The 25954-nt window shown below is 43.9% G+C and carries 25 protein-coding genes; 8 read left to right on the forward strand and 17 right to left on the reverse strand.

What is annotated here, in order from left to right:
- Positions 1-575 precede the first annotated feature (575 nt).
- Entirely contained in the window at positions 576-1478 is a 903-nt protein-coding gene (gene pssA / locus NJD71_RS11115; RefSeq protein ID WP_319052028.1) for a CDP-diacylglycerol--serine O-phosphatidyltransferase, read from the reverse strand.
- A gap of 58 nt (positions 1479-1536) precedes the next feature.
- The gene (locus NJD71_RS11120; RefSeq protein WP_319052029.1) at positions 1537-2424 is read right to left on the reverse strand and encodes a 23S rRNA (adenine(2030)-N(6))-methyltransferase RlmJ; all 888 of its coding nucleotides are present in this window, start codon (positions 2422-2424) and stop codon (positions 1537-1539) included.
- A gap of 141 nt (positions 2425-2565) precedes the next feature.
- Between NJD71_RS11120 and NJD71_RS11125 the strand changes: the two genes are divergently transcribed.
- Entirely contained in the window at positions 2566-3321 is a 756-nt protein-coding gene (locus NJD71_RS11125; RefSeq protein ID WP_319052030.1) for a 2OG-Fe(II) oxygenase, read from the forward strand.
- A gap of 61 nt (positions 3322-3382) precedes the next feature.
- Complete coding sequence (dapE, locus tag NJD71_RS11130; protein ID WP_319052031.1) at positions 3383-4600, forward strand: succinyl-diaminopimelate desuccinylase; 1218 nt, start codon at positions 3383-3385, stop codon at positions 4598-4600.
- Between the two features lie 100 nt (positions 4601-4700).
- Here dapE and NJD71_RS11135 read toward each other — a convergent pair whose 3' ends face one another.
- From NJD71_RS11135 to NJD71_RS11160, 6 genes are all read right to left on the reverse strand, one after another.
- Entirely contained in the window at positions 4701-5213 is a 513-nt protein-coding gene (locus NJD71_RS11135) for a GyrI-like domain-containing protein (protein WP_319052032.1), read from the reverse strand.
- A gap of 65 nt (positions 5214-5278) precedes the next feature.
- Complete coding sequence (gene iscX / locus NJD71_RS11140) at positions 5279-5488, reverse strand: Fe-S cluster assembly protein IscX (protein WP_201572234.1); 210 nt, start codon at positions 5486-5488, stop codon at positions 5279-5281.
- Between the two features lie 174 nt (positions 5489-5662).
- Positions 5663-6199, reverse strand: coding sequence for an acyl-CoA thioesterase (locus NJD71_RS11145; RefSeq protein WP_319052033.1), 537 nt, complete (start codon positions 6197-6199; stop codon positions 5663-5665).
- A 172-nt stretch (positions 6200-6371) separates the two neighbouring features.
- On the reverse strand, positions 6372-7772 hold the full coding sequence (locus NJD71_RS11150) for an NAD(P)(+) transhydrogenase (Re/Si-specific) subunit beta (protein ID WP_442967678.1): 1401 nt from the start codon (positions 7770-7772) through the stop codon (positions 6372-6374).
- On the reverse strand, positions 7769-8107 hold the full coding sequence (locus tag NJD71_RS11155) for a proton-translocating transhydrogenase family protein (protein ID WP_319052069.1): 339 nt from the start codon (positions 8105-8107) through the stop codon (positions 7769-7771). The genes NJD71_RS11150 and NJD71_RS11155 overlap by 4 nt, the downstream gene beginning before the upstream one ends.
- Positions 8108-8222: 115 nt before the next feature.
- The gene (locus tag NJD71_RS11160; RefSeq protein ID WP_319052034.1) at positions 8223-9377 is read right to left on the reverse strand and encodes a Re/Si-specific NAD(P)(+) transhydrogenase subunit alpha; all 1155 of its coding nucleotides are present in this window, start codon (positions 9375-9377) and stop codon (positions 8223-8225) included.
- Between the two features lie 479 nt (positions 9378-9856).
- On the opposite strand from NJD71_RS11160, the gene yaaA reads away from it, so the two are divergent.
- Positions 9857-10678 carry a peroxide stress protein YaaA gene (gene yaaA, locus NJD71_RS11165; RefSeq protein WP_319052035.1) on the forward strand — a complete coding sequence of 274 codons (822 nt, stop codon included), beginning with the start codon at positions 9857-9859 and terminating at the stop codon, positions 10676-10678.
- A 141-nt stretch (positions 10679-10819) separates the two neighbouring features.
- Here the strand turns inward: yaaA and NJD71_RS11170 are convergent, their stop codons facing one another.
- The 3 genes from NJD71_RS11170 to NJD71_RS11180 are packed head-to-tail and all read right to left on the reverse strand — an operon-like array spanning position 10820 to position 13628.
- A complete protein-coding gene (locus NJD71_RS11170; protein WP_319052037.1) occupies positions 10820-11488 on the reverse strand; it encodes a glutathione S-transferase family protein in 669 nt (222 codons plus the stop codon).
- A 25-nt stretch (positions 11489-11513) separates the two neighbouring features.
- Complete coding sequence (locus tag NJD71_RS11175) at positions 11514-12692, reverse strand: aromatic amino acid transaminase (RefSeq protein ID WP_319052038.1); 1179 nt, start codon at positions 12690-12692, stop codon at positions 11514-11516.
- Positions 12693-12710: 18 nt separating this feature from the next.
- Complete coding sequence (locus NJD71_RS11180) at positions 12711-13628, reverse strand: DMT family transporter (protein WP_319052039.1); 918 nt, start codon at positions 13626-13628, stop codon at positions 12711-12713.
- 147 nt (positions 13629-13775) lie between these two features.
- On the opposite strand from NJD71_RS11180, the gene NJD71_RS11185 reads away from it, so the two are divergent.
- Complete coding sequence (locus NJD71_RS11185; protein ID WP_319052040.1) at positions 13776-14231, forward strand: Lrp/AsnC family transcriptional regulator; 456 nt, start codon at positions 13776-13778, stop codon at positions 14229-14231.
- 256 nt (positions 14232-14487) lie between these two features.
- Here NJD71_RS11185 and groL read toward each other — a convergent pair whose 3' ends face one another.
- Together groL and groES are read right to left on the reverse strand one after the other, a co-directional pair.
- Positions 14488-16137 (reverse strand): chaperonin GroEL, encoded by a 1650-nt coding sequence (gene groL, locus NJD71_RS11190; RefSeq protein WP_087040787.1) that lies wholly within the window; start codon positions 16135-16137, stop codon positions 14488-14490.
- A gap of 107 nt (positions 16138-16244) precedes the next feature.
- Positions 16245-16535 carry a co-chaperone GroES gene (groES, locus tag NJD71_RS11195; RefSeq protein ID WP_058024926.1) on the reverse strand — a complete coding sequence of 97 codons (291 nt, stop codon included), beginning with the start codon at positions 16533-16535 and terminating at the stop codon, positions 16245-16247.
- Between the two features lie 450 nt (positions 16536-16985).
- Here groES and NJD71_RS11200 point away from each other — a divergent pair, with 450 nt between their 5' ends.
- Positions 16986-17756, forward strand: coding sequence for a DUF3108 domain-containing protein (locus tag NJD71_RS11200; RefSeq protein WP_319052041.1), 771 nt, complete (start codon positions 16986-16988; stop codon positions 17754-17756).
- 137 nt (positions 17757-17893) lie between these two features.
- On the opposite strand, the gene NJD71_RS11205 is transcribed toward NJD71_RS11200, so the two are convergent.
- Positions 17894-18346, reverse strand: a complete 453-nt coding sequence (locus NJD71_RS11205) for a hypothetical protein (protein ID WP_319052042.1) — start codon at positions 18344-18346, stop codon at positions 17894-17896.
- Positions 18347-18474: 128 nt separating this feature from the next.
- Positions 18475-19092, reverse strand: a complete 618-nt coding sequence (gene wrbA / locus NJD71_RS11210) for an NAD(P)H:quinone oxidoreductase (RefSeq protein WP_319052043.1) — start codon at positions 19090-19092, stop codon at positions 18475-18477.
- Positions 19093-19362: 270 nt separating this feature from the next.
- Between wrbA and NJD71_RS11215 the strand changes: the two genes are divergently transcribed.
- The 3 genes from NJD71_RS11215 to NJD71_RS11225 all read left to right on the forward strand — a co-directional run bounded on the left by NJD71_RS11215 (position 19363) and on the right by NJD71_RS11225 (position 24101).
- Positions 19363-20940 (forward strand): YihY/virulence factor BrkB family protein, encoded by a 1578-nt coding sequence (locus NJD71_RS11215; protein ID WP_319052044.1) that lies wholly within the window; start codon positions 19363-19365, stop codon positions 20938-20940.
- A 131-nt stretch (positions 20941-21071) separates the two neighbouring features.
- A complete protein-coding gene (locus tag NJD71_RS11220) occupies positions 21072-22691 on the forward strand; it encodes a DUF2254 domain-containing protein (protein WP_319052045.1) in 1620 nt (539 codons plus the stop codon).
- A gap of 135 nt (positions 22692-22826) precedes the next feature.
- Positions 22827-24101: a cation:proton antiporter gene (locus NJD71_RS11225; protein WP_319052046.1), complete on the forward strand. Its 1275-nt coding sequence runs from the start codon at positions 22827-22829 to the stop codon at positions 24099-24101.
- Positions 24102-24178: 77 nt separating this feature from the next.
- Here the strand turns inward: NJD71_RS11225 and NJD71_RS11230 are convergent, their stop codons facing one another.
- The gene (locus NJD71_RS11230) at positions 24179-24727 is read right to left on the reverse strand and encodes a DUF2127 domain-containing protein (RefSeq protein WP_319052047.1); all 549 of its coding nucleotides are present in this window, start codon (positions 24725-24727) and stop codon (positions 24179-24181) included.
- On the reverse strand, positions 24720-25931 hold the full coding sequence (locus NJD71_RS11235) for a dihydroorotase (protein ID WP_319052048.1): 1212 nt from the start codon (positions 25929-25931) through the stop codon (positions 24720-24722). The genes NJD71_RS11230 and NJD71_RS11235 overlap by 8 nt, the downstream gene beginning before the upstream one ends.
- Positions 25932-25954 lie beyond the last annotated feature (23 nt).

Below are 25954 nucleotides of genomic sequence, written 5' to 3' on the forward strand. Positions count from 1 at the left end.
TCTTTAGTTATGCTTTTAAATAGTCTCAATCACTGTCGTCCAGTCATCGATATATAGGGTATTTCTTTTGCCATCTAGCCAATCCGTCTCCGGTTAAGCTATCTAGCGAGCCGACTATCTTATCATATTGATTTGATTTGTCAAGACTTTTTATAATTTGTTTCACCAGGTTAACTGCGTTATTAATATGTAATCTACATATTAGTCACCGCTAGTCCGTCCGATGAGGGCGTATTATAGACGCTTTATTTATTTAGTCAAGAAGTATTTTCTATTTAATTCAAACAATCTACATCGTTCAAATCAGTAAACCACTTCCCTTTCGACTGGGTGGCATTATACGCACATCTATTGAGAACGCAAGGGAAGTCTATAAATAATCTTTGTTGCTTTCTATAAGCAGGATTTTACCCACCTAACTTGTTTCTATGGCTATAGAGCTCACTAAGTAAGCTTTTATATCTACAGACTAGGCCTTTTCATCGCAATAAATTTTCTAATCCATTATATAGAGCGCATAAAAAAGGCACTTACCTGACGGTAAGTGCCTTTTGATATATACATTAGAAATACTGTTAGCCTTTTACTTTTGTATTAATCGTAGTAACGATGCCTGATAGCGCATATATGATACCAATAGCTAAGATACCAACTGGAATATCATAAAGTACGATACTCATAACAAGTACACCAATGATAAGAACAACAAAAGGCACTTTCTTTTTATCAAATTCCTTGAAGCTATAATATTTGACATTACTGACCATGAGCAAACCGCAAGTCACTACCCATGCTGCAAACAAGAACATGACAGCGGTATCATATTGCCCAATCCACTCGTTATGATCGACTGCCACCATAACAGCAGAGGTTACTAAGATAGCTGCAAGTGGACTTGCCAATCCGACAAAATATTTTTTGTCCACAGCACCAATCTGCACATTGAATCGCGCCAAACGAAAGGCACCGCAAGCGGTAAACACAAAAGCACAGCCGAGACCAATGCGTCCCAATGGCTGTAGTGCAAAACTATAGATCAAAATAGCAGGTGCCACACCAAACGCTAGCATATCGGCTAATGAGTCATATTGTTCACCAAATGGGCTTTGCGCATTGAGCATACGAGCAACGCGACCATCTGCCCCGTCTAAAATAGCAGATAAGAAGATCGCTAAAGAAGCCTTGTAAAACTCACCTTGCGTACTTGCCAAAATTGAATAAAAGCCTGATAGCAACGATAAAGTCGTAATCAAGTTGGGCGCTAAATAGACACCGCGACTGACGACCCGCTTACCTTCAGCCACTTCAGCTTCAACGACTTCAAAGGTCAAGCCATCATAGTTATCGTTGTTTGCTAAGCGTATATTAAAATCATGCTCATCAACAAACGGTGGCTGAGTGGCTGCATTATCTTGTAATAAACCATCATTCACTGTCTCATTATGGGATTGGCCAGTAGGTGGTTGCACATTTGTCATCTTAGTATCCTTATTGGCCGCTACTGCTATTCACTGACACCGTTATTTGCTGACGCTTTTATTCGCCAACGAGCCAGCGCACATTGGTCGCGCTATCAGGTGTCAAGTCTGGCGCGTCCTCTACTTTTAGTACTGGCTGCAAGAAACGTAATATCTCACGTGCATGGTTATCAAACTGCCATGGAGGATTGATAACCAGCAGACCGGTACCGTTCAGACCAACCGCAACATCATTAGGATAAATGTTTAGCTCACAAACCAGCTGACGTCTCATTTCAGTACGTTTGAGCTTTTTATAAAAAAGCTCTACGGCTTCGATGTTCTTAATTGGGAACCAAAGCGCATAAGTGCCTTGTGGCCATTTGTTATAAGCCGCAACCAATAAATCGATGAGGCGCGTAAAATCTTTGTGCTCCTGCTCATAAGGCGGATCAAGGAAAATCAAACCGCGCTTTTCTTTTGGTGGAATAACAGCGGTGATACCTTCAAAAGCATCACGATGCTGGATACCAATTGGCAGCTTATGTAGCTGATAGTTCAACGCATCGTATTCAGTAGCTTTGGCTTCAAAAGCCTCAGCACGCACGCCAGCATCAGGCTTTTTAGCCGCGCTTTTTTCGACGTGATGAGCTACCCACCATGGCGAACCAGGGTAGACTTTATTATCATATGTGAATTTGGCTTGTTTAATGCCTTCCATATAATCTTTGACAGCAGCTGGTGCTTTTTCAGTATCTGCTTTCAAAAAAGCTTGAATACCGCCTTTGGCCTCACCTGTCTTACGCGATTCTTCACTGCTCAGTGAATACAGTCCACGGCCGCCATAAGCGTCAAGCACATAAAACGGTTTGTTTTTCTGCCCCAGTTGGTTAAGCAGTTGTACCAATAAAATGTGTTTAACCACATCAGCAAAGTTACCAGCGTGGTAGGCGTGTTTATAGTTCATAATCTCAAAAGTTTAAATAAGAAAAATTGCATCTATGGTAGCATAGGCAGAGTAAAAGATAATGTGGTTTTAGTAAGCACTTTCAATAAAAACGCATTGAATGCCGGTATATTGACAGCTGATTGATAATAATGAGATGAAATGACACAGATTATTAGCAACTTGAGCACGATAGCGCTGGTCGTTGATCATCCAATAGGTCAAGACAATCCACCATTACTGCTGCCAGACACTCATAATGATAGCCAAGAAATTCCTACTCAGCACGTATTGCAAATGTCTGACTTTGCGGTGGACTGGGAACAAAAGCTAACGGACCAAAAACTTGATACCTTTGTCGCTGATGGCTGGCTGATCATTGATGAGGTTTTTGATAGTACCGCATTGCTCGCGCTACAAGCAGAAAGCGGTTTTATTGACTATCGTGATGCAGAGCTGACCGCTGGCGTTCGCATCAGTGATATTCGCGGTGATAGAATACGCTGGATTACCGAAAACTTCTTTGCAGGCTATTACTATCTACAAAGCATCAATGCGCTGGCTTCATTATTTAATCGTAGCTTGTTCGCGGGTATTCGCCATAGTGAAGCGCATTATGCGTGCTATCCGACTGGCTTCGGTTATCAATGGCATAGTGACAATCCTGCTGGACGCGATGAACGAGTGATCTCGGCAGTGTTTTATCTTAATGATGATTGGGAAACCACCGATGGTGGCGCCCTAGAAGTCGTGGATAAATATGGTGTTCACCATGAAGTAATGCCAGTTGCCAATAGACTCATTATCTTTGACAGTGATTTACGTCATCAAGTACAAACTGCCTATCGCCAACGCTACTCTATTGCCACTTGGATGCGCCGTGATGGTCTTGTCCCGTTTGTCGAAGTAGAAGTTTAACACCTCCCCTTCTTTACTCATTTATATTTAATATTTTACTTATTATACAAAAGGCTTATTCATGTCTGACTCTCACAACCAAACAAGCACGTCTCAACACACGACTCACCAGCAAGCAACCTTAGATTTGAGTATTGCGCTGTTAGAGCGCCCTTCAGTGACACCAGACGATGATGGTTGCCAAGATATATTGTCAGAGCGTTTGGAGCAAGCAGGCTTTGATTGCGAGTTTATGTACTACGGTGATAGACAAGCAAAGGGCGAGCATGCTGAAGTCAAAAATTTGTGGGCGCGCCGTGGCACGACGGATCCCGTCATTTGTTTTGCTGGTCATACAGATGTGGTACCAACGGGTGATGAGAAAAACTGGACATACCCTCCGTTTACCCCAACTATCGCTGATGGATATCTATGGGCACGCGGTGCCGCTGATATGAAGACCGGCATTGCTGCCTTTACTATCGCAGCTGAACGCTTCGTCGCCAATCATCCTGAGCACAATGGTTCAATTGCTTTTTTAATCACCTCAGATGAAGAAGGGCCGTCAATCAATGGCACGGTCAAAGTTATCGAAACCTTAGAGGCGCGTCAAGAAAAAATTACCTACTGTCTCGTTGGTGAGCCATCAAGTACCGATACGTTAGGCGATATCATCAAGAACGGTCGTCGTGGTTCATTGGGTGCAGAGCTTACGGTCACAGGTAAGCAAGGTCACGTTGCCTATCCACATCTGGCATCTAATCCGATTCATGCGGCGATGTCTGCCCTTGCTGAACTGACGTCGACTGCATGGGACAATGGCAATGACTACTTCCCAGCCACGTCATTGCAAATATCAAACATCAACAGCGGCACAGGTGCAACCAATGTCATTCCTGAAACGCTAAATGTTGTCTTTAACTTCCGTTTTTCAACTGAAACGACTGAAGATGAACTAAAGGCAAAAACGCATGCTATTTTTGACAAATATTTTGCTGATAGCAAGGCAAACTACGATATTCATTGGAAATTATCTGGCCAACCGTTTTTGACTCCTGAAGGAAAACTGGTCTCAGCTTGCCAAAACGCCATCAAAAAAGTCACCAATGTCGATACCACGTTATCAACCTCTGGCGGTACGTCTGATGGACGTTTCATCGCGCCAACAGGGGCACAAGTCGTCGAGCTTGGTGTCCGTAATGCGACGATTCATCAAGTAGATGAAAAAGTAGAAGTTGGTGATTTGGGTAAACTGGCGCAGATTTATGAAGGGATATTGGAAAATCTATTGTTAGATTAATTACTGAGATTCAAAGTAAAAAAGCGCCACATCGTATGCGAATGTGGCGCTTTTTTGTGTCCTTATATACTAGCTTGCTTTTATAAAGGATATAACAGCTCTACTCAATACCAATATACACATCGACTTGACCGTACTCTAGATTACCACCGATATAATGCTCAAAGTCGACATTGAATGTACGAGTATGCTCACAGTCTGCCGTATTAAAATACTCCCAAGTATTCTCCCAAGCATTCATGACAGTGTTGGGCATGTGCCCTTCTTCGGAAAATACCAAGTATTTTCCTGCAGGTATATTTACTTCTACCCCATCACTCATGTTAGCCGCAATTTTACTGTCTAAGCTTTCTGATTGGTCCTCTTGCTCGGTAGCCGTTTTCCAGCTGGCAACAACATCAAACGCCCCTGCTAGATCATCGCTTTCGTAGTTGTGATAGATACCATAGATATCTTCACCTTCAGGCAATTCACCCGCATAATTTTGGTAGAACTTTTGCCATAATCTGCCCAGTTTGGCAGTGTCATGGCTAATCTCAGCGTTATTGGTGGTACGCACGCTGATACCGCTACACGCTATCGCTTCTGGTAGCTCTTTAATTTGTGATGTCATGATGCGGCCCTTTATATCTGTTGGTTTAATTTCTTATTTGTAGTTATGCTTACAGACCGAATCGATTAGTCTGCTTCATCGATCCAGTTCATTTGAATGGCTTCTAAGATGCCTTCATTTGAGCGTTGTGGATCATCATCGAAGCCTTCAAGCTCAGTCACCCAGCGGTGCAAATCGGTAAAGCGTATGTACTGCGGATCAGTCTCAGGAAACTTTTCATATAGCTCAATTGCGATATCTAAGCTGTCTGTCCATTTTAATTTTTGCGGGATCATAACGGTACCTTATTCTTTGAGAGTTTTGAAATAATTATTTTAAACACAGTACAGTCGCCTTGATATCGACGACTTGATGGGCTCTATCCTACCAAAATTTATCAAATGATTATAGCCAAGTTGCTTTGCGACACTGTTTTCGGTGCGGTTTCTTAGTACTGTTTTTGGTGTCATTTATGCTGACTTGGCTGATTTGACAGCGACTTGGTGCTCGTTCCATGTGTTAATGGTATCCGTCAATTGCTCACCTGTCATATCTAGCACCTCTGGTGTACGCATGCCGGTATCATCGGTGAATACAAATTTAGTCATACCAACGCCCATCAACTGGTTTTTTACAAAAAAGCGATGCTCAAAATAGACGTACTTATGATCCCAGCCTGCAACTGTACTGCTCAGCGTCATCTTATCTAAAAATTTAATTTGTTTGAGATAAATCATCTCTTGCATAGCAATGACCCAGTTTAAAGGTTTGATGCCTTTTTGATGACAGCATGCCTTTACCCAACATGTCACGTTTAGTTCAATAAATGACAAATAACGATAATTGGGCAGATGATCACGGAAACCCATATCATGGGGCAATACGCGATAATGACGGACGGTCGGCGCGGTCAATGTCTCTAAGCTAATTGTCTCGCTCGTCGGTTGATGCTTGAGCTGTTGTTTGAGCAGACTGACCATAATAAAAAAACGCAGTAACATATTCATAAATCTTTCTCTTATTTCATTGTATTTATAATTGCTGATGAAAGTAGACATTGACACCAGCTTATAACCCCGCCATAAACGCAGGCCACTTTAACGCAAAAAAAGCCACCTGAGTGACTTTCTTTGTTTGGCTTATAGGTAAATGCTTATGATCAAACACATGCCTTAGCGATTAGTGACCACCACCATTGATACTACGTACCATCTCTTCTACCATTTTCTTGGCATCACCAAAGATCATCATGGTTTTATCCATGTAGAACAAGCTGTTGTCTAGACCAGCATAACCCGTACTCATTGAGCGTTTGATAACCATAACTGTTTGAGCTTTGCTGGCTTCTAAAATAGGCATACCAAAAATAGGCGACGTCGGATCATCTTTTGCAGATGGGTTTACAACATCGTTTGCACCGATAACTAGAACCACATCGGTACTCGCGAAGTCTGAGTTGATCTCATCCATCTCTAGAATATCATCATAAGGCACGTCAGCTTCTGCCAATAGTACGTTCATATGACCTGGCATACGACCAGCGACAGGATGAATCGCAAAACGAACATTGACGCCTTCTTCTTTAAGTAGCTCGTATAGCTCTTTTACTGCATTCTGTGCACGGCCCTGTGCCATACCATAACCCGGTACGATAACCACGTTGCTGGCATTAGACATAAGAAACCCTGCGTCTTCTGCTGATCCTGCTTTGTAGTTCTTGGGTGCACCATCATCACCGCCTGCTGCAACAGCGCCTGTACCCATACCACCGAACAACACATTGAGCAGTGAGCGGTTCATAGCTTTACACATGATGTAAGACAAAATCGCACCTGATGAGCCGACTAGCGAACCTGCGATGATCAGCATTGAGTTGCCAAGGGTAAAACCAATACCCGCTGCCGCCCAACCAGAAAACGAGTTCAATAGTGATACCACCACTGGCATATCACCGCCACCGATTGGCGCAATCCACATCCAACCAAAGATAACCGCAATCACTGCCATTGTATAAAACGCTGGTAATGAGTCTGTGACGAAATATAAGCCACCAAAACCAATCATAGCAATAAACAATAGCGCTTGAACGGGTTTTACCCAGCCGCCGACCAGTGTCTTAGCCCAGCTTTTTGCTGCCAGTTTACCAAAGGCAAAAACAGATGCTGAGAATGTGATCGCACCAATAAAGCAACCGATAAATAGCTCAACACGGGCCACCGCGCCATGCTGCTGCTCAGTATGTAATACTGTGGCGAGGGCAATCGCTACCGCTGCCAAACCGACGAATGAATGCATCAACGCAACGGTTTCTGGCATCTGTGTCATCGCGACTGTTTTCGCTTTCCACATACCAACGAGCGCACCTAAAATCATTGCTCCGATAATGAGCCAAAGCACAGGACCTTCTGCTAAAAAGAACGTCGTCACAACAGCGATAGCCATCGCTGCCATACCGAAACGATTACCACGGATAGCGGTTTTTGGGCTAGATAGACCACGTAGCGTTAATACAAAGAGAATGGCACCAACTAGGTAGAACCAATCAGCATTTGCCGCAATCATTGTTGAAAAATCATTCATGCGTCACCTCCAACATCAGTGGTTGCTACTGGTGCTTTTTTTACTTTGGGTTTAAACATTGCAAGCATACGCTCGGTCACGGCAAAGCCACCAAAAATATTAATACTGGCCAAAAATACAGCAAAGGCACCAAGCAAACTGGTTGGTGTGAACATCGAGCCGTCAATATGAACGGTCTGCAGCATCGCACCTACGATGACAATACTTGATAATGCATTGGTTACCGCCATCAAGGGCGTATGCAATGCAGGGGTAACGCCCCAAACGACGTAATATCCGACAAAAATAGCGAGTACAAATACGGTGAAAATCGCTACAAATGGTGTGCTACTCATGGCCGCACCAGCTGGCGCTGCAGCTAAAATAGTGGCAATCATCTTATCCTCCTAAAAATTTATTCATTACTGGCAAATGTATAGTGACAAAACATATCGTGATAGGCAGTCGAACCTAGCGCTTGGCTAGTCGTACCTGACTGTCATGTGTCACTGCCAGTGCGCCCTGAATTTCGTCTTCCATGTCTAAGTTGAGCGACAGATCGTTTGCTGGCGCGTCATCGCTAGCAGGCTTGATCAACGTCGTGATAAAGTTGACAAGGTTATTGGCATATAGATCTGATGACTGCGCTGCAAGCATCGATGGGATGTTGGCAGCACCAACAATACGTACGCCGTTATCTGTGGTGACGGTCTCGTTAGGTAGACTGCCTTCGACGTTACCACCGGTACCAGCAGCCATATCGATCAGGACTGAGCCTGCCTTCATTTTGGCAAGCGTTGTCCCGTGCACTAAACGCGGTGCTTGACGACCAGGAATCTGCGCGGTTGTGATGACGATGTCAGCATTGCTGAGTGCTTTATCAACGACAGCGGCTTGATCTTTGATGTATTGCTCTGATGGTGTCCACGCATAACCGCCTGTTGCTTTGGCTTTTTGCGCTTCGTCTTCACTCATTGGTACATCAAGCCATTTACCACCTAATGATTCGACCTGTTCTTTTGCCGCAGGACGCAAGTCACTGGCTTCTACGACGGCACCTAAACGTTTTGCGGTGGCGATCGCCTGTAGACCTGCAACACCAACGCCTAAGATAACCACTTTGGCTGGCTTGACCGTACCCGCTGAGGTCATAAACATTGGAAATGGACGAGAGTATTCATTGGCTGCCAGTAGCACCGCTTTGTAGCCGGCGAGGTTGGCCTGTGATGACAAGACGTCCATGTTTTGGGCACGTGAAAGCGTACGTGGCAACAATTCCATAGCAAAAGCGGTTGTGCCTTTGGATGCATAGGTATCAAGCTGAGTATTGCGATAAGGGTCCAACATGCCAATGACGATCTGACCCGATGATAGGCTTTGGGTAGCCTCCGTAGTCAAGTCATTGACGGTGGTAATAATTTGAGACTGGGTAATGACCTCGGTGCTGCTATTGGCAATATCGGCACCAGCAGCCTGATACATGTCGTCAGCATAGTATGCTGCTTGACCGGCACCTGACTGTATGACGACCTCAAACCCAAGTTTACGCAATTTTTTGACCGCGTCTGGGGTTAGTGCGACACGGCTTTCGCTCGCGATATCTGCACTGATTACACCGATTTTCATATCGTCTCCTTACTTATATATAATGACTTACCCTTAATACCCTCAACGCATTTTCAAAAAGCACAGGGGACAAAAAACCCTTATTCCATGACTTATTTACTATCAAGAATAAAGACTATCAATTTAATAAATGATGGATTGTTTACCATCATGTCTTTTTATTATAGAGACAACACCCAACAATTTTCATTGTCTAATGATGACCCACAAGTAAAATAAAAATTTTGGGATTTATACCATTGGCATACTTTTTGTTGTTATATTGAACGTATCATCTTTTTCAGAATTCTTTAGACCTTGTACTATATGGCTTGCCATTGCTAGTGAGCCGACTTTTCATATACCCACAACCTGACGTATAACATCAAGAAAACATAAAAAACCAAGGCTAAGTCAAGTTAAACTCCCATGTATCGTATAATAAGAACGCTTGACACCCAGAGCGGTTGGTCATCGACTCACTATAATAAGGAATAATCATGTATTTTTTACTCTCCCCTGCCAAGTCTTTGAATGAGACAGACGATGTACCTGTGAATCTCGGTAACTACTATGGTCAGCCAGAGCTTATCGAGCATTCCCAGTCATTAATGAAAATACTAAAGTCAAAAGAGCCCGTCGATTTACAAGAATTGATGAGTATCTCTGATGATCTTGCACAACTGAACGCGGCGCGTAATCAGCAATGGAGCTGGAGCAAGGATAAGCCGTTTACTGATAACAGCACTGACGACGCTAACAATGCAGCCAAGCCTGCAGGGTATTTATTCGACGGTGATGTCTATACTGGTCTTGATATGTATCATATGGATAAAGATACCGCCATCTATGTCAATGAGCATCTGGGGATTTTGTCTGGGTTATACGGTGTGTTAAAACCATTGGATCTTATCCAGCCTTATCGCTTGGAGATGGGTACCAAGCTTAAAAATGAACGCGGTGATAACCTATATGAGTTTTGGGGCGAGGAAGTGACTGACGTTATCAATGCTCGTATGGCAGATAACGATGACCAGGTCTTGATCAATCTGGCGTCGAATGAGTATTTTAAAGCGGTAAAAAAGAAAGCGCTGAATGCGGACATCATCACGCCACGATTTGAAGATGAGAAAAATGGTCAATACAAGGTCATTAGCTTTTATGCCAAAAAGGCACGTGGCTTGATGGTCAAGTACGCAGCAGATAATAAGCTGACCAGTGCCGAGCAGCTAAAGCAGTTTGATTTGGCAGGCTATTACTATTGTGCAGAAGCATCTGATAATAAGACGTGGACGTTCAGACGAGATGCGGCGGATCAGTAACTTGATATAAAAATTGTATTTACTACAGTCGCTAGAAGTCACTAAAAGCATTTCGTTCAGTGCTTCTAGTGACTTCATAAAATATCTCTTAGTTAAACGTATGGATAGTTAAACGTATGGATAGTTAAACGTATGAACGGATTACAACAATCCTTCTTGTGCCATCATCTCCTGTACCGAGGCGCGGTTTAGCATGGCTTGATAGTGTGCATTTAGGTGTGTCCAGTCTTGTGCTCGACTGGAATATCGCTGACTCCAGTGAGCAATCATAAATAAATGAAAATCAGCCCCACTTAATTTATCACCCAACAACCATGGACCCTGATTAGCTAACTCCTTTTCAACAATATCCCAGCAGTGGGCTAGCGTATCATTTGCTTTATCTTTCACTTGCTGCAAATTGCGCTCACCGCTGATGTACTGTTCGGGATGTGCCCAGCGATTAGCGGCTTCTTGTAGTGTAGAAGACATCCAAAACAAGTACTGGTAATAGACACCGCGCTTAGGTGATCCTGTGTCAGGCGCTAGCCCAGACTCAGGATGCTGATCTAGTACATACATTAAAATTGCCGCAGACTCATAAATGATCTGCCCCTGATGGATTAACGTAGGTACTTTACCATTTGGATTGATGGCTAGATACTCAGCTGATTTTTGCATGTTTTTAGACAGGTCTATTTCTATCATCTCATAAGACGCGCCTAGCTCTTCAAAGACAGCATGGGTCGCCATGTTAGCGCCGCCCTTATCCCAATATAAAGTATAAATAGTCGTGTCCTTCTTGCTGTGGCGATTATCGAATAAAACCATTGTACTAAGTTATAAAAATTATGCTCTAACGTGAAATAATCGACATGATAGCATCAGCCAATTGAGGAATTTCCGTCATTTTCAAACCGGCAATATTGATTCTGCCATTTGGCATGCCGTAAATCGCGAACTCATCTTGCAATATGAGCATTTGACTCTCTGTTAACGGTAGTAGAGAAAACATACCTTTTTGATGCGAGATGTCCAAAAACTCTGCAGGTGCACCCCTATCCTTTAATGCTGTGCCTAACGCTTGGCGAATAGTATCGACCCTATCACGGTAGCTTGCCAGCTCGACTAGCCAAGCATCTGGGCTGTCTAACAAATAAGACGCCACTGCGGCACCGTGATTGGGCGGCATAGAGTAATTGGCACGTGTGATGGTTTCTAAAAGTGTCTGTATGTCTGCGTGACGCTCATGATTCGTCGTTACCACCGTGGCGATACCTGTACGCTCATTGTATAGTCCCATGTTTTTTGAACAGCTGGCAGCGATAAATGCAAAATCAGCGTCTTCGATCATTAAACGAAGCCCTGCAGCATCGCTATCAGGATCATCTCCAAAACCTTGATATGCCATATCAATAAACGGGACAATATTTTTCTGTTTACACTTATCAGAAAACAGTTGCCACTGCTCTAAAGAAGGATCTATACCCGTAGGATTGTGGCAGCACGCATGCAATAGCAGCACGTCCCCCTCTTTTGCTTCTTCTAGCGCGGTAAAACACGCATCAATGTCTAACTGACCATTTTTATTTTGCCATGGATACGTCTCAACCGTTAACCCAGCACCTTGCATCAGCGGACGATGATTGATATAGCCTGGGTCACTGATCCAAACGGTTGAATCTGGAGCAAGCGTGGCGATCAAGTCAGCAATGAGTCGTAGCGCCCCTGATGCCCCAACCGTCTGAATCGTGCATTGGTTTTTTAGACTTTCACTCTCACCCAGTACAAGTTTTGCCATTTGTTGATTAAAATTAGCGTTACCCGATAGCATGCCATAAGCCTTTGAATGCGCTTGGTGAGCAAGATGTACTTCTGCCTCTTTCACAGTTTTCATCACAGGCGTATCACCATGCTCGTCTCGGTAAACACCAACCAATAGATCTATTTTATGTTTGCGTTGGTCAGCGCGAAACCTACCTAACAATGCCCACAGTGGATCACCATTGATAACAGGCATATTATCTAACATCATGATATTTCCTTAATTAGTTTATTTCGCTCGATTAGACAAGATGACACCAATAGTACTGAGTACGATGCCGCCTATCATAATGACTGATAGAGACTCGTTGAGTATCAGCGCAGCCAGTATAGCGGTTAGTCCTGGAGACAAAGAGCCAAATAATAACGTACGAATGGAGCCCAATTGTTTGACAGCATAAGAGAATGCAATAGTTGATACTACTCCTACACCAAGGCCTTGTACTAGGATAAATGGAAGCGCATCATCAAAAGATACAGACCCTATATTGGTCTCCACAATACCCGATAGAACTATTATTAATGTTAGAAAAAAAGAGGTATAAGAGAGCACGATAGCGATAGCTATTGGACTCAATTTGGTGCTTTTTAACCCTAAGGTAAAACCTGCCCAAATCAAGCTTGCCGTTAATAATAACCCCACGCCGTACAGCAGACTATTTGGTATTGCCTGTGCGTGTCCGCCAATCATAGTAGCGATACCAAAGAGAATAAGCATTAATGCGGCAAATTTTCTTAATGATATTCGCTGACGATAAAAAACAAAAGACAATAATGCGGCAAAGAAGACTGGCGTACCTGTCAAAATAGTACCCATGTAAGCTGCTGGCACCGTGCTGGCACCAAAAGCCGCCAACAAAAGAAAAGGCACGCCGCCAAGTAAAATAAACATGATATCTGGCAGTCTTATGTTTTTGATTTCATGCCAACTAGAGAGTACCCAAGGAGTCAATAAGACCAGCGGTACACTAAAGCGAATAAGCATGACATCGGCAATGCTCAGCGACGATGCCCCAACCGCTCGTACAGTCAATGCAAATCCTGACCAAATCAACAATACGACGCTCATAGCCACATAGCCTTTGGTTAATGGCGACATAATGAACAAAGGATTTTTGCGCGATGAGGGGTGAAATATCGTATTCATAGTCGTGTCTTATACTGGTATACAAAGACCAATTATCGATTAAAATACGCGCTTTTATCTCTATTTATTCATTGCAATTTTGCAAATATTTGGTGGATAATGCCAATTAAATCAAAATTATTGGCTTAAAAAGCCAAAGGATAAGTTATGGACAAAATCGACCGTCATATTTTGGAAGTGCTCCAAAAAGAAGCGCGCTTATCTACGGCGGAGCTGTCCGAACGCGTAGGGCTGTCGCCGTCTCCTTGTGCCCGGCGTCTAAAACGTCTGGAGGATGAAGGTTATATAGAGAACTATCAAGCGAATATAAATAAAGCCAAAGCAGGCATTATGATGAGTTTCTTTGTGGAGGTCAGTCTCAACAACCACCAAGAAGACTCTATTGCAGCTTTTGAGCAAGCCCTATCCAATATGGATGAGGTAATTAACGGACATGTGGTATCGGGTTCTTATGATTATTTATTGGAAGTGGTTAGCCCCAATCTCGATGGCTATGAGCGCTTCACACGTAAGCTAAATAAGCTTGCTAGCGTAAAAGATATACATACTCATTTATCAGTGAGAAAGGTAATTAAGAAAACGACTTTACCTATTTTTGTGTGAGGTTTTTAATACTAATGACTGAAAACGAAAGCTATTATAAACAACTCGTTAATTTGAATGCTTACATAGCTTTGTTATCGCGCATAAAAAAGCCCTGCTATCTTTCGATAGCAGAGCTTTTGATAGTCAAACAGACTTTATGACAAAATCATACTTTTAGCGAAAAGTGGTTTGTCGAGGAAGACGAGCGAAAATAGTACTTATTGTACATTGAGCAAGTCTGACAAAGACAAACCGCTTTGCAGCAGAAGTAGAATTACATCATACCGCCCATTCCACCCATACCGCCCATTCCACCAGCACCGCCCATACCAGCCATACCGTCATCTTTTTCTGGTAGGTCAGTAATCATGGCTTCAGTGGTAAGCATGAGACCAGCAACAGAGGCAGCGTTTTCTAGTGCTGAGCGTGATACTTTTGCTGGATCAAGGATACCCATCTCAAGCATATCGCCGTATTCGCCAGAAGCAGCATTGTAACCGTAGTTACCCGTACCGTTTTTCACTTCGTTAACCACCACTGATGCTTCTTCGCCAGCGTTGGTTACGATTTGACGTAATGGTGCTTCCATCGCGCGACGTAGAATATTGATACCTGCGTCTTGGTCATCGTTGTCGCCTTTTAGCTCAGACAATGCGTTCATCGCACGAACTAATGCAACACCGCCGCCAGGTACAACGCCTTCTTCAACCGCAGCACGAGTGGCATGTAGCGCATCGTCAACACGGTCTTTCTTCTCTTTCATTTCGGTTTCAGTTGCTGCACCGACTTTGATTACTGCTACGCCGCCTGCCAATTTAGCAACACGCTCTTGTAGCTTTTCTTTATCATAATCAGAAGTAGATTCAGCGATCTGACGGTTGATAGACTCAACACGGTTTTCAATGTCAGCTTTGTTACCAGCGCCATCAACGATTACAGTGTTTTCTTTACCAACAGTGACTTTTTTCGCCGTACCCAATTGCTCAAGAGTCGCAGTTTCTAAGCTCAAACCAATCTCTTCAGAGATTACGGTGCCGCCAGTTAGCGTTGCGATATCTTCTAGCATGGCTTTACGACGATCGCCAAAACCTGGTGCTTTAACGGCACAAGTTTTCAAGCCGCCACGCATGTTGTTTACAACTAGGGTTGCCAATGCTTCGTTTTCTACGTCTTCAGCAATGATAAGCAATGGCTTGCTTTGCTGCATGACTTGCTCAAGTAATGGCACGATTTCACGAATATTGCTGATTTTTTTGTCAACCAATAGGATATATGGGTTTTCAAATTCAGCAGTTAGGCTGTCTTGCTTATTGGCAAAGTACGGGCTGATATAACCACGGTCAAACTGCATACCTTCGACAACTTCTAGGGTATCTTCAAAGCTTGAACCTTCTTCAACAGTGATAACGCCTTGCTTACCCACTTTTTGCATCGCTTGCGAGATCAACTCACCGATTTTGGTGTCTGAGTTAGCAGAGATAGACCCTACTTGCGCGATAGCTTTTTCGTCATCAGCAGGCGTTGATAAGTTATGGATTTCTTGCACTGCAGCACGAACAGCTTTATCAATACCGCGCTTTAGATCCATTGGGTTCATGCCAGCAGCTACTGATTTCATACCTTCTTGCAAGATTGACTGAGCCAATACGGTCGCAGTCGTTGTACCATCACCAGCGACATCATTAGTGCGGCTAGCCACTTCACGAACCAACTGTGCGCCCATATTTTCGAATTTGTTTTCAAGCTCGATTTCTTTGGCAACCGATACACCATCTTTAGTGATGGTAGGTGCGCCAAATGATTTATCGATAACGACGTTACGACCTTTAGGGCCTAGAGTGACACGTACTGCATTTGCTAGAACGTTTACGCCGTCCATCATTTGTTTGCGGGCATCAATGCCGAATTTTACGTCTTTTGCCATGTTAAATTACTCCACTATTATAAGTATGAGAATACAATGAGATTATTTATTCTTATCGAGAGTCGATATTAGATATGCGCTAAATGTGAAACCACACTCAAAGGGAATTAACCTTCCAGCACACCTAATACATCAGACTCTTTCATGATCAATAACTCTTCGCCGTCAACTTTTACGGTTTGACCAGCATACTGACCGAACAATACTTTGTCGCCAGCTTTTACGTCTAATGCACGAGTTTCGCCGTTGTCACGAACTTGACCATTACCAACAGCAATCACTTCACCTTGTGAAGGTTTCTCTTGGGCAGAACCCGGTAATAAGATACCACCAGCAGTTTTTGTTTCTTCTTCTATGCGGCGGACGACGATACGGTCATGTAAAGGACGAATGTTCATCGATATGACTCCAAAAATTAGTTGTTTGAATAAAGGGTTTATTTGAATTAATAGTCTCAATACCAGTATCTATAAGCGTCGCTAATCAGTAGCAGTGCTCTAAAGATACGCTTTGAGCTTGTAACAAAAAGTGGGGGCAAGATAGGTTGGCTTCAAGTGTAAAGCTCAAAAATTTACAAGATTATTCTACTGATTATTAATAGCCCTCAAGAGAAATGAAGCCCAGTAGAGACCATGCGTTTTATTTACCCTCTATTGCTGGCTTTACAGCACGTTACGCCTCACCAAATTATTCCTGCTTGTAGCAACATTCGCTACAAGCACTACACGCGTCAGTCCACTGTGGCTCTTGAAAATGTAACAGAGTATGACCATTATAAGCGGTGTAAACATAACAAGAATGATCGATAAATGCTGCTATATCAGCATCATATTACTAAAGAGGTATCTATGAGTTTGACATCACTGCACAAAAAACCACTGCACAACAAGTCTAATAATAAGACACGCAAACCATCTAAGTTTTTATCTGCCTTAATGACAGGGATCAGTATTTCTACCATTGGAGCCTTAAGTATGACCGCACCCACGCTTGCCAGCGCAAAGACCGTTCAGCCATCGACTGCCGATTATAGCTTTACGGTTGAAGACAAATACAAGGGATCGGCGACTCGTACGCTAAGTAAGTCCGGTAGCACGTGGAAATACAACGTAAAGGCACGCGTCGCTGGGGTGGCTAGTGCTTCGCAAAACAGTACCTTTACGATCAATGGTAATAACGTCAGTCCTACGCAGGCGAGCACTACTTATAAGCTACTAGGTCTTGGTCGCACGCATAAGCTGGACTTTAACCCAAGTGCCAAAAAAGTCACTAGCAACTATAAAGGCAAAACCACGACCATGAATATGTCGCAGCAAGCCTTTGATGACTTAAGTCTCGAGGTACAAATTCGCCAAGACCTATTAAATGGCAAGTTCTCTGGTAATTACTACATGGCAAAGAAAAACAAAGTCGAGAAGACGCCATTTAAGAAATCAGGTAATACCAAGATTACTGTACCAGCTGGTACCTTTGATACCGTGCGTGTTGACCGCGTCCACGATGATGACAGCCGCTCTACCAGTTTTTGGTTAGCCCCCAGCTTAGACTACTTGCCTATCAAGGTAAGCCAGATTAATGATGGCAAAAAAATGGATTTAGAATTGACCAAGGTCAACTAATACCAGTAGGCACAATAATCGTTTTATCGTATTAAAAAAGCGGCGTCCTATGTAGGACGCCGCTTTTTTTGTTCCAAGTCTGTGTCTTAATGAAACCTGTTCACGATAAATAAAGGTTCTTGGATAATATAGAAATGCTAGCGAGAGCGCGGTTGCTTAACGACATTATTCATTGACGGTAGACGTTTTAGCAAAATGAACAACCAGACATTGATAGCAAATAATAGCACAAAGTCGCTCAAATATACGGCTATCTCAGACCAGCTACTGCCGTATATACGAGTGAAAAGCACCACCCCACTTGCGCCCAGATAGACAAGCGTAAACATACTGCCTACCAATAGAGCATAAGGCGAGCGCCCACGCAGTATCCATGGTGTCAAGATAAATGCGGGCACAAGCCATAACGCTTGCCAAGCAATACCGCCAATGATGTCAGGACTACTTGGATTGAACACACTGATAAAGACAGGTAATCCAATCATTCTATAAACAAGCCATATCAACCAAGTAACCGTCAAGCGTTTTGCAATAGGTGCAATAGGCTTGGCAGCTTTTAGGGTCTTACTGTCAGAACGGTTTGTGGCCATTAGAGGTATGTATTTCCTAGATTAATATTTGGCTGTCAGCGCCCAACAATAAGTCGCTAATCATGCAATTCTTATATAAGCGCTGCATGACAGTAAATAAATGACAATACAAACTATAAAAGAGTCGGTTAACGACCCCAGTTCGCTTGTGCTAAAGCAGTAGCTGTAATTGCCAAACGGTGACCCTGTGCAACCCCGAGCTCGCGCTCATCAGCTGATATTGGCTGATCATGAGAGGCGCCGCTGACATGACTGGCACCATAAGGCGTACCACCGCGATCAGTACGATTCAGCGCAGGCTCAGCATAAGGGACGCCCACAATCATCATACCGTGATGCATCAATGGTAACATCATTGTCAGCAACGTGGTCTCTTGACCACCATGCATAGAGCCTGTCGCGGTAAATACGGACGCTGGCTTATTTTGTAGGTTTCCTGCTAACCAAAGCGTTACAGTATTGTCCCAAAAGTACTTCATGGGCGCTGCCATATTACCAAAGTGCGTTGGGCTACCGAGCGCCAAACCGCTACAGTCTTTTAGGTCATCCATCGTACAGTATAGGTCGCCTTCATCAGGTATCGCAGGCTTGCTCGACGTCGTCTCAGGCGCAACTGTCGGTACTGTGCGGATACGGGCTGTCATGCCAGCATCTTCGATCCCTTGAGCGATAGCATATGCCAATGTCTTCGTCGTACCATAGTTAGAATAATAGAGCACCAAAACATAAGGGGCGGTCTGACTCATTGGCAACACTTCCTTATAAAATTATCAACGTTAGCACTTATAACCACTGTCAGTAGTCTGATACTACCAAAACGTCTGTGTTATAGCATTGTAGGATATGGGCACATTATGCCCGAGTCATTCACTGACAGCAAATAACCCTAGTTCTTATTATAGCGAATGCCGTGCTCTATTGGTGTGCTCTGTGCATTTTGACACAATTAAACCGCAGATGATGACCGCGCATGTTTGTTACACTATTGTCACTCTTACTTTTGCTAACTGGTCGACATGGAAAAACTATCACAGAAAATCCCGTTTTTGCAGCAACGCTGGTTTCAGTTTTTGCGATTTTTGGTTCGACATTTTTTTGAAGACAACTGTCAGCAAAAAGCAGCATCGCTCACCTATACCACCATGCTTTCGATTGTGCCTGTATTAACGGTATTATTGATGATTCTATCGTCCGTACCAGCGCTCGCCTCAGTGAGAGCACAGATATATGAGGTGATTTATAGCAATCTATTGCCACAGTCTAGCCTGCAAGTTAGTGAGTATATTAATGACTTCGCCGAAAAATCATCCAATCTGACCATCATCGGTGCCATGATTTTGTTTTTGACGACCATTCTGACACTGACCACTATTGAGCGCGCTTTTAACCAAATCTGGCGGGTAGAAAACCGTTCAGGGGGTCTCAAAAGTATGATGCGCTATTGGACGATCGTAACCTTAGGACCGTTGGTATTGGGCACAGCTTTTATTGCTTCTAGTACGGTTCAAAGTCTGAGTTTTCTTAATCGACAAATCGCAGGTTACGGTATTGATTGGGGGTTTTGGGTACAGGCTGTATCGATTGGTATCACTGTTGCAGGCTTTATCGGCATGTACTGGTTCATACCGAAAGCACGCGTACCCATAAAAAATGCAGCCATTGCTGGTGTATTTGTCGCCATCGTTTTTGAGCTGATGAAGCATCTGTTTGGTACTGTAATGGCCAACTTTACCAGTTACGAGGCAATTTATGGAGCCTTTGCAGCGCTTCCTATATTCTTACTATGGATATTTCTGTCGTGGAACCTTATCTTGCTAGGCGTTGAAATCAGTTATACCTTGACTATTTTTGAGACAGAAGAGGTCTATCCTCGACATCCATTACTTAGCTTGCTGGACATGCTGAACTTGGTATACACCCATCATCTAAAAGGTGAGGCCGTCAGCGAACAAGCGCTGCGCAATGTACTGGGGAGAAAAGAGCTGCCTAAATGGTATACCTATATCAACTACCTACAGGACAGCAATCTCATCACCATGACAGAAGACGATGACTATGTACTCAAAAAAGACTTAAGTACAATGACCTTATGGGACTTTTATCGTACGCTGCCCTATCCGCTGCCGATCAAAGACGAGCTTGATGAAATGAATTTAGAGGACCAGAAACCTTGGCTCAGCTTATTAGTAGATCGCTTTGAGCATACCGAAGCCTATGCCAAGCAGCAACTGCATCTACCGCTAAATGCTATTTTTGCCAACAGTGAACCGCGCAAAAAATCTGCTTCTGACAAAAAAGGAAGTCATGCTAAGTTATTTAGAAAAACGGCAGCAGCGGACGCGTCTTTAACGCGAAACGACTTGGATAAAAGCGGTGCGTATAGAGAGCATTCAAATAACACAAACAGTAAAGCATCACCGCATTTCGACCCTATTGCCTATGACAAAGACAGCAATGTTGATTACGATGATCACAATAATGAAGCCGTTATTCCCATAGGCTCTACTGAACACTCGGATAAGACGGAAGCAAGCAGACGTGGCTATAAACATGCTGTTATTACCGAGGCTGACAACCCAAAAGCAAACTCGTAACCCATCAACGAGCACTGAATTTAAGGGCACTTAAATCTAAGAGCATTTGAACCCAAAAGCTTGTAGCGCGATGTTCCGGCAACTCTGCGACAACAAGCCACTTTACTATTATTTTTGGATACTTTGAGTATATGGCAGCGCACAAAGACGATGACACAAGCATGTGGATCCGTACTATCAGTACCGGTCAAAACAAACTCAAACAGTTTACTCAGTTATGGTCGCTACAGACACTTACCGACTTGCCTGATCGCTTAAGAAACTTGTGGCAGCAGCTTATTGGATCTTACTGGTTTATCCCAACGGCCTGTGTGATTGTCGGTATTTTGCTTGCGCCATTACTAGTGACGATAGATCAGCATTTTGATCGTGAAAGGGTTCGAGAGATCTCTTTTGCGTTTACAGGTGATGATGATGCGGCACGCGCTATCATGACCGCTATTGCTGGTGCAGTATTAGGTGTGGCTGGCACGACGTTTTCGATTACGATTGCTGTACTGTCCATGGCCTCATCGCAGTTTGGTCCTAGGTTATTACGTAACTTTTTGACAGATACGCCAAACCAGTTTGTCCTTGGCGCCTTTATCGGCACGTTTAGCTATAGCTTACTCGTCCTAAAGTCTATTCATAAGTACGATGTGTCTTTTGGTGTACCGCAGTTAGCCGTCACCTTTGCCATTATCATGGCTATTGTTTGTGCGCTGTTGTTGGTTTATTTTGTGCAGCATATGGTACATGCCATTCAGGCATCTCATGTTATTCAAAACGCCAGTAATGATGCTTTGACCAACATTTACTATTGGTACACCGATCAGTGTGATATCCAACATCAGCGTGATGCTGAACATCATGATGTCGAACAGTTTCACAATTGGCCTGCCATGCCCATCTACTCACCACGTTCAGGCTACTTGCAGCAGATCTATCTTGAGTCAATAATAGCACTGTCGCAAGATTATGGCGGTGTGGTACAGATGCATGTCAATCTTGGCGAGTATATTACTGACAAAAACGTCATTGGGTACTTTTATCAGCGTCCAGCAGACCATCCGTATAATCAACAGAAGACCGCCACCGCGCATCTGGCTATGATACCGCGGTCACCTGACGGTATGTTTTGGCAACGCTTTGCAGGCTGCGTGCGAATCGAACAACGACTGGCTCATTCTGATGACATCGCCTACAGTTTAGGTCAAATGACTGAAATCGCGGTACGGGCATTGTCTCCTGGTATCAATGATCCAAAGACAGCTGTCAACTGCGTGCAGTCTCTGACCAGTTGCTTGAGTATCATGATGCGGCGCCAACCGCCAAGTCCTTATCATTTTTATATACCACACCCAGAGAGTGATGGTTCTGAAAATGCAGTCAAACAAAAGCGACTGGCCATACTCGCGCTAGTCACTCATACGCCAAAAATATCTGACTTTATCAATGTGTCACTTGGTGAGATACGCCGTTATGCGGCGGCTGACTTAATGGTGTTAAAAGCACTGTGTCGAGCCATGGTCAATCTGAACTATGCACGGGTGAACAGTGCACAGCAGCAGACACTACTGCATGAGCTAAAGCTGGTGAAACGAGCTGGTGAAGAAAATTTGAGCTATCAAGAGCTAATAGATGATCTAGTCGCTATGTGTGATCAGGCCGAGCAGTTTATCCTCAATGAGGACGCTCGGCATCAACACTTTGATTACGTTAGCGAGTTTGCTATCAATATCCGCCAAGCATTAGAATCGCAGTCAAGTTGAGGCTATAACCAGTCAATGAAATAGAGTACTGGCTGACTTGGTGCGCCAATATTGATAGATGACAGAACAACAGTTACGTAGCACTTATAAGTCTTTGGCTTAAGGTAAATTTTATATACATACGAGACCTACTTTATGGCATCTGCAACCAGCCTGACTATACTTGAAATCAGCGCCATATTTTTATCAATTACTGCATCACTGACTTATATCAATCACCGTTTTATTGGCTTACCCACCACCATCGGTGTGATGGTCATCTCTATATTATTGTCTATCGGCGCGATATTTTTGGGGTTCTTGGGATTCGATCAGCTGATTGATTATGAAGTCAGTCTGTTAGAGCAGCTTGATTTTACCGAAGTACTGTTAGACGGTATGCTCTCGATGCTGCTATTTGCAGGCGCATTACACGTCAATATTAATGATCTTAGACGCTACAAGTTACCCATTGGCATATTAGCTGGTATTGGCACTATTGTATCAGCGCTGCTGATTGCCACCGCCATCTACTTTATGCTGCCATTATTTGGTTTTGGTTTGCCGTTTCTGTGGTGCTTGCTATTTGGTGCGCTAATATCGCCTACCGACCCTATTGCCGTGATGGGCATTCTCTCATCAGCTGGTGCGCCAAAAAGCATCGAGACCGTCATCGCTGGTGAATCATTGTTCAACGATGGTATCGGCGTGGTCATTTTTGTCTTGCTGCTTGGTATCCTATCCAGTGGTGATATCCCAACTGCCAACTATGTGGCACATACGCTAGCTGTCGAGGCTGGCGGCGGTGTGATCTTTGGCTTGGTCCTTGGCGCAATTTTATACTATTTACTCAAGAGTATCGATAGCTATCAAGAAGAGGTGCTATTGACTTTAGCTGGTGTCATTGGCGGCTACGCGCTTGCCAGCCACTGGCATTTGTCAGGACCACTCGCTATGGTTATGATGGGATTGATGGTTGGTAATCGCGGGCGGGAGCTTGCAATGAGTGATCAGACGCGTCACTACATTGACCTATTTTGGGAATTAATCGATGAGATTTTAAACGCGATTTTGTTTGTGCTCATCGGGCTAGAAGTAGTGATGATAGCTTATTCTGGCAATTTATTTATTGCAGCGGGCTTGACCATTTTGATTGCTCTGATTGCTCGGTTTATTGTGGTGGGTATGACGACCAAAACTTTTCATCGTCAATTGGACTTACCTACTGGTGCTTGGAAAGTGCTGACATGGGGCGGACTACGCGGTGGTATTTCTGTCGCGTTAGTCCTACAACTGCCCACTGGTACAGAGCGCGATATCTTATTGGCCCTTACTTATGCCGTCGTGATATTTTCTATCCTGGTACAAGGCCTCAGCGTCGGCAAAGTTGCAAAAAGCATTCGCACAGAAGACAAAATCATAGACGTATAATCGTTAAGTGCAGTAGACATAGAAAAGCCAGCGTAAGAATTAACTCTTGCGCTGGCTTTTTTACATGCGTACAAGGGTTATATCAGACCCTTTTGTTTCATACTACGGTATACCACCATAATAATGATTAGATTAAAGATAAGTATGCCAAGCTTAAACCAATCAAATGGGCTAACAATCAGATAGTAGACCTCTATAGGAATAAATATGCCATAGCCTAGAACGCCAAACCAATACGCCCATGTCTTGTCATGCCATAAGCCATAAGCTTCAAGAAAACGTAGGCTAGCATATGCAAATATCAGTAATAGAAATAATGACCAGTTTTTGCTCGCCTGTTGAGCAATACTTACCACGCTATCGATTTGCGGTGCAAGCAGCTGACCAAAGGTTTGCTTCCAAGAGGATGTGGCAGTCTTTAGCCAATGGTCAAGATCCGTATGCCACGACCACAGTGCGCCCGCCCCCAATATCGCCCCAATGCCTTTAACCACTTCATAAACCGCTACCGCTTTGATGGACTCACTAGCAGTGCTGTATGGTTTGTCTAGATGGTCGTCAACGTCAACCTCTTTGTCCTTTGAGGATGGCGGCAAACTGTCATCCTGTCGGGACCAATTAGCCAAAGAACGTCTCCACGACACGGCCTTGCAACTGCTGATTAAAGAATGGCGTGTTCTTGCCATTTGATAACATAGATTGCGCGGTCACTTGCCACTCGATAGTTGGATCAACCAATACAGCGCCACCAATGGCTTCGTACTGCTCACTGATGCCAGCGATTTTGGCAGGATTGAGACAGATCTTATCGACCAATTGTGCGAGTGTTAAGACCTCATCATGTACCAACTGACACGCCAGCGCCATAAAAGTATCAAAGTTTGAGATACCAGGCGTACTCTCAGCAAACGGCGCTTTTTTTGCCGTACTGTTCAACGGCTCATGATGACTACAGATCGCATCGATAGTGCCATCTTTTAGTCCACGGCGGATAGCTTGCTGGTCGGTATTACTACGTAGTGGTGGCAACACGTAAGCCTGCGCATTGAAGCCTTCAAGATTGTCATCGGTTAAGTACAGCTGATGCATCGCAACATCACACGTAACAGGTAGACCTTTGTCTTTTGCCCAGCGCATGAGCTCAATAGAGGACTTGCATGATAGCTGACTAAAGTGAGCGGCGATTCCAGTCTCTTCAACCATGAGCAGCTGCGTAGACAGTGCAACGGTTTCAGCAATCCAAGGAATCCCTTGTAGACCATGATAAGAGGCAATATAGCCCTCATGAACAACCCCATCTCCAGACAGGCTTGCCTCATCAGGATAAAAGAACACCTTCATACCAAAGGTCGCTGCATATTCTAGGGTACGTAATAGCACCAAATCATTGCGAAACGGTCTGCGAGCATTAGACACAGCTATACAGCCGCCTTTTTTTAGCCCTGCTATATTAGAAGGACGCTCGCCCTCTAAACCTGCAGTCAGCGCACCCAAAATATGTAAATGAATACCACCATCGCCAAGCGCACGCTCACGCAAACCCTTTAAGAGTGAACCGTTTTCTAAAATAGGATTGGTGTCTGGCGGGATAACGACGTGCAAGAAGCCATTACCACGAGCAGCGCTGCCTTCTGATTTTAGCGTGCCGTGTTGCTGCTGACCTGGCTCACGTAAACGAGCACATAAATCTACCAAAGGCGGTAGTAGCCATTTTTCTTGCCCAGCCTCGAGAGTAGATAGCTTTTCTAGTGCAGCTTGTGGTAACGCATCTCTGAATGCTGCTGGTAAATGGTCAAGGATAGGTGCATCAGTATTAAGCATGGTAGACATAACGTTATTACCGTATCAATAAA

Origin of the sequence: Psychrobacter sp. PP-21 (assembly GCF_033790785.1) — a bacterium.
GTDB lineage: Bacteria > Pseudomonadota > Gammaproteobacteria > Pseudomonadales > Moraxellaceae > Psychrobacter.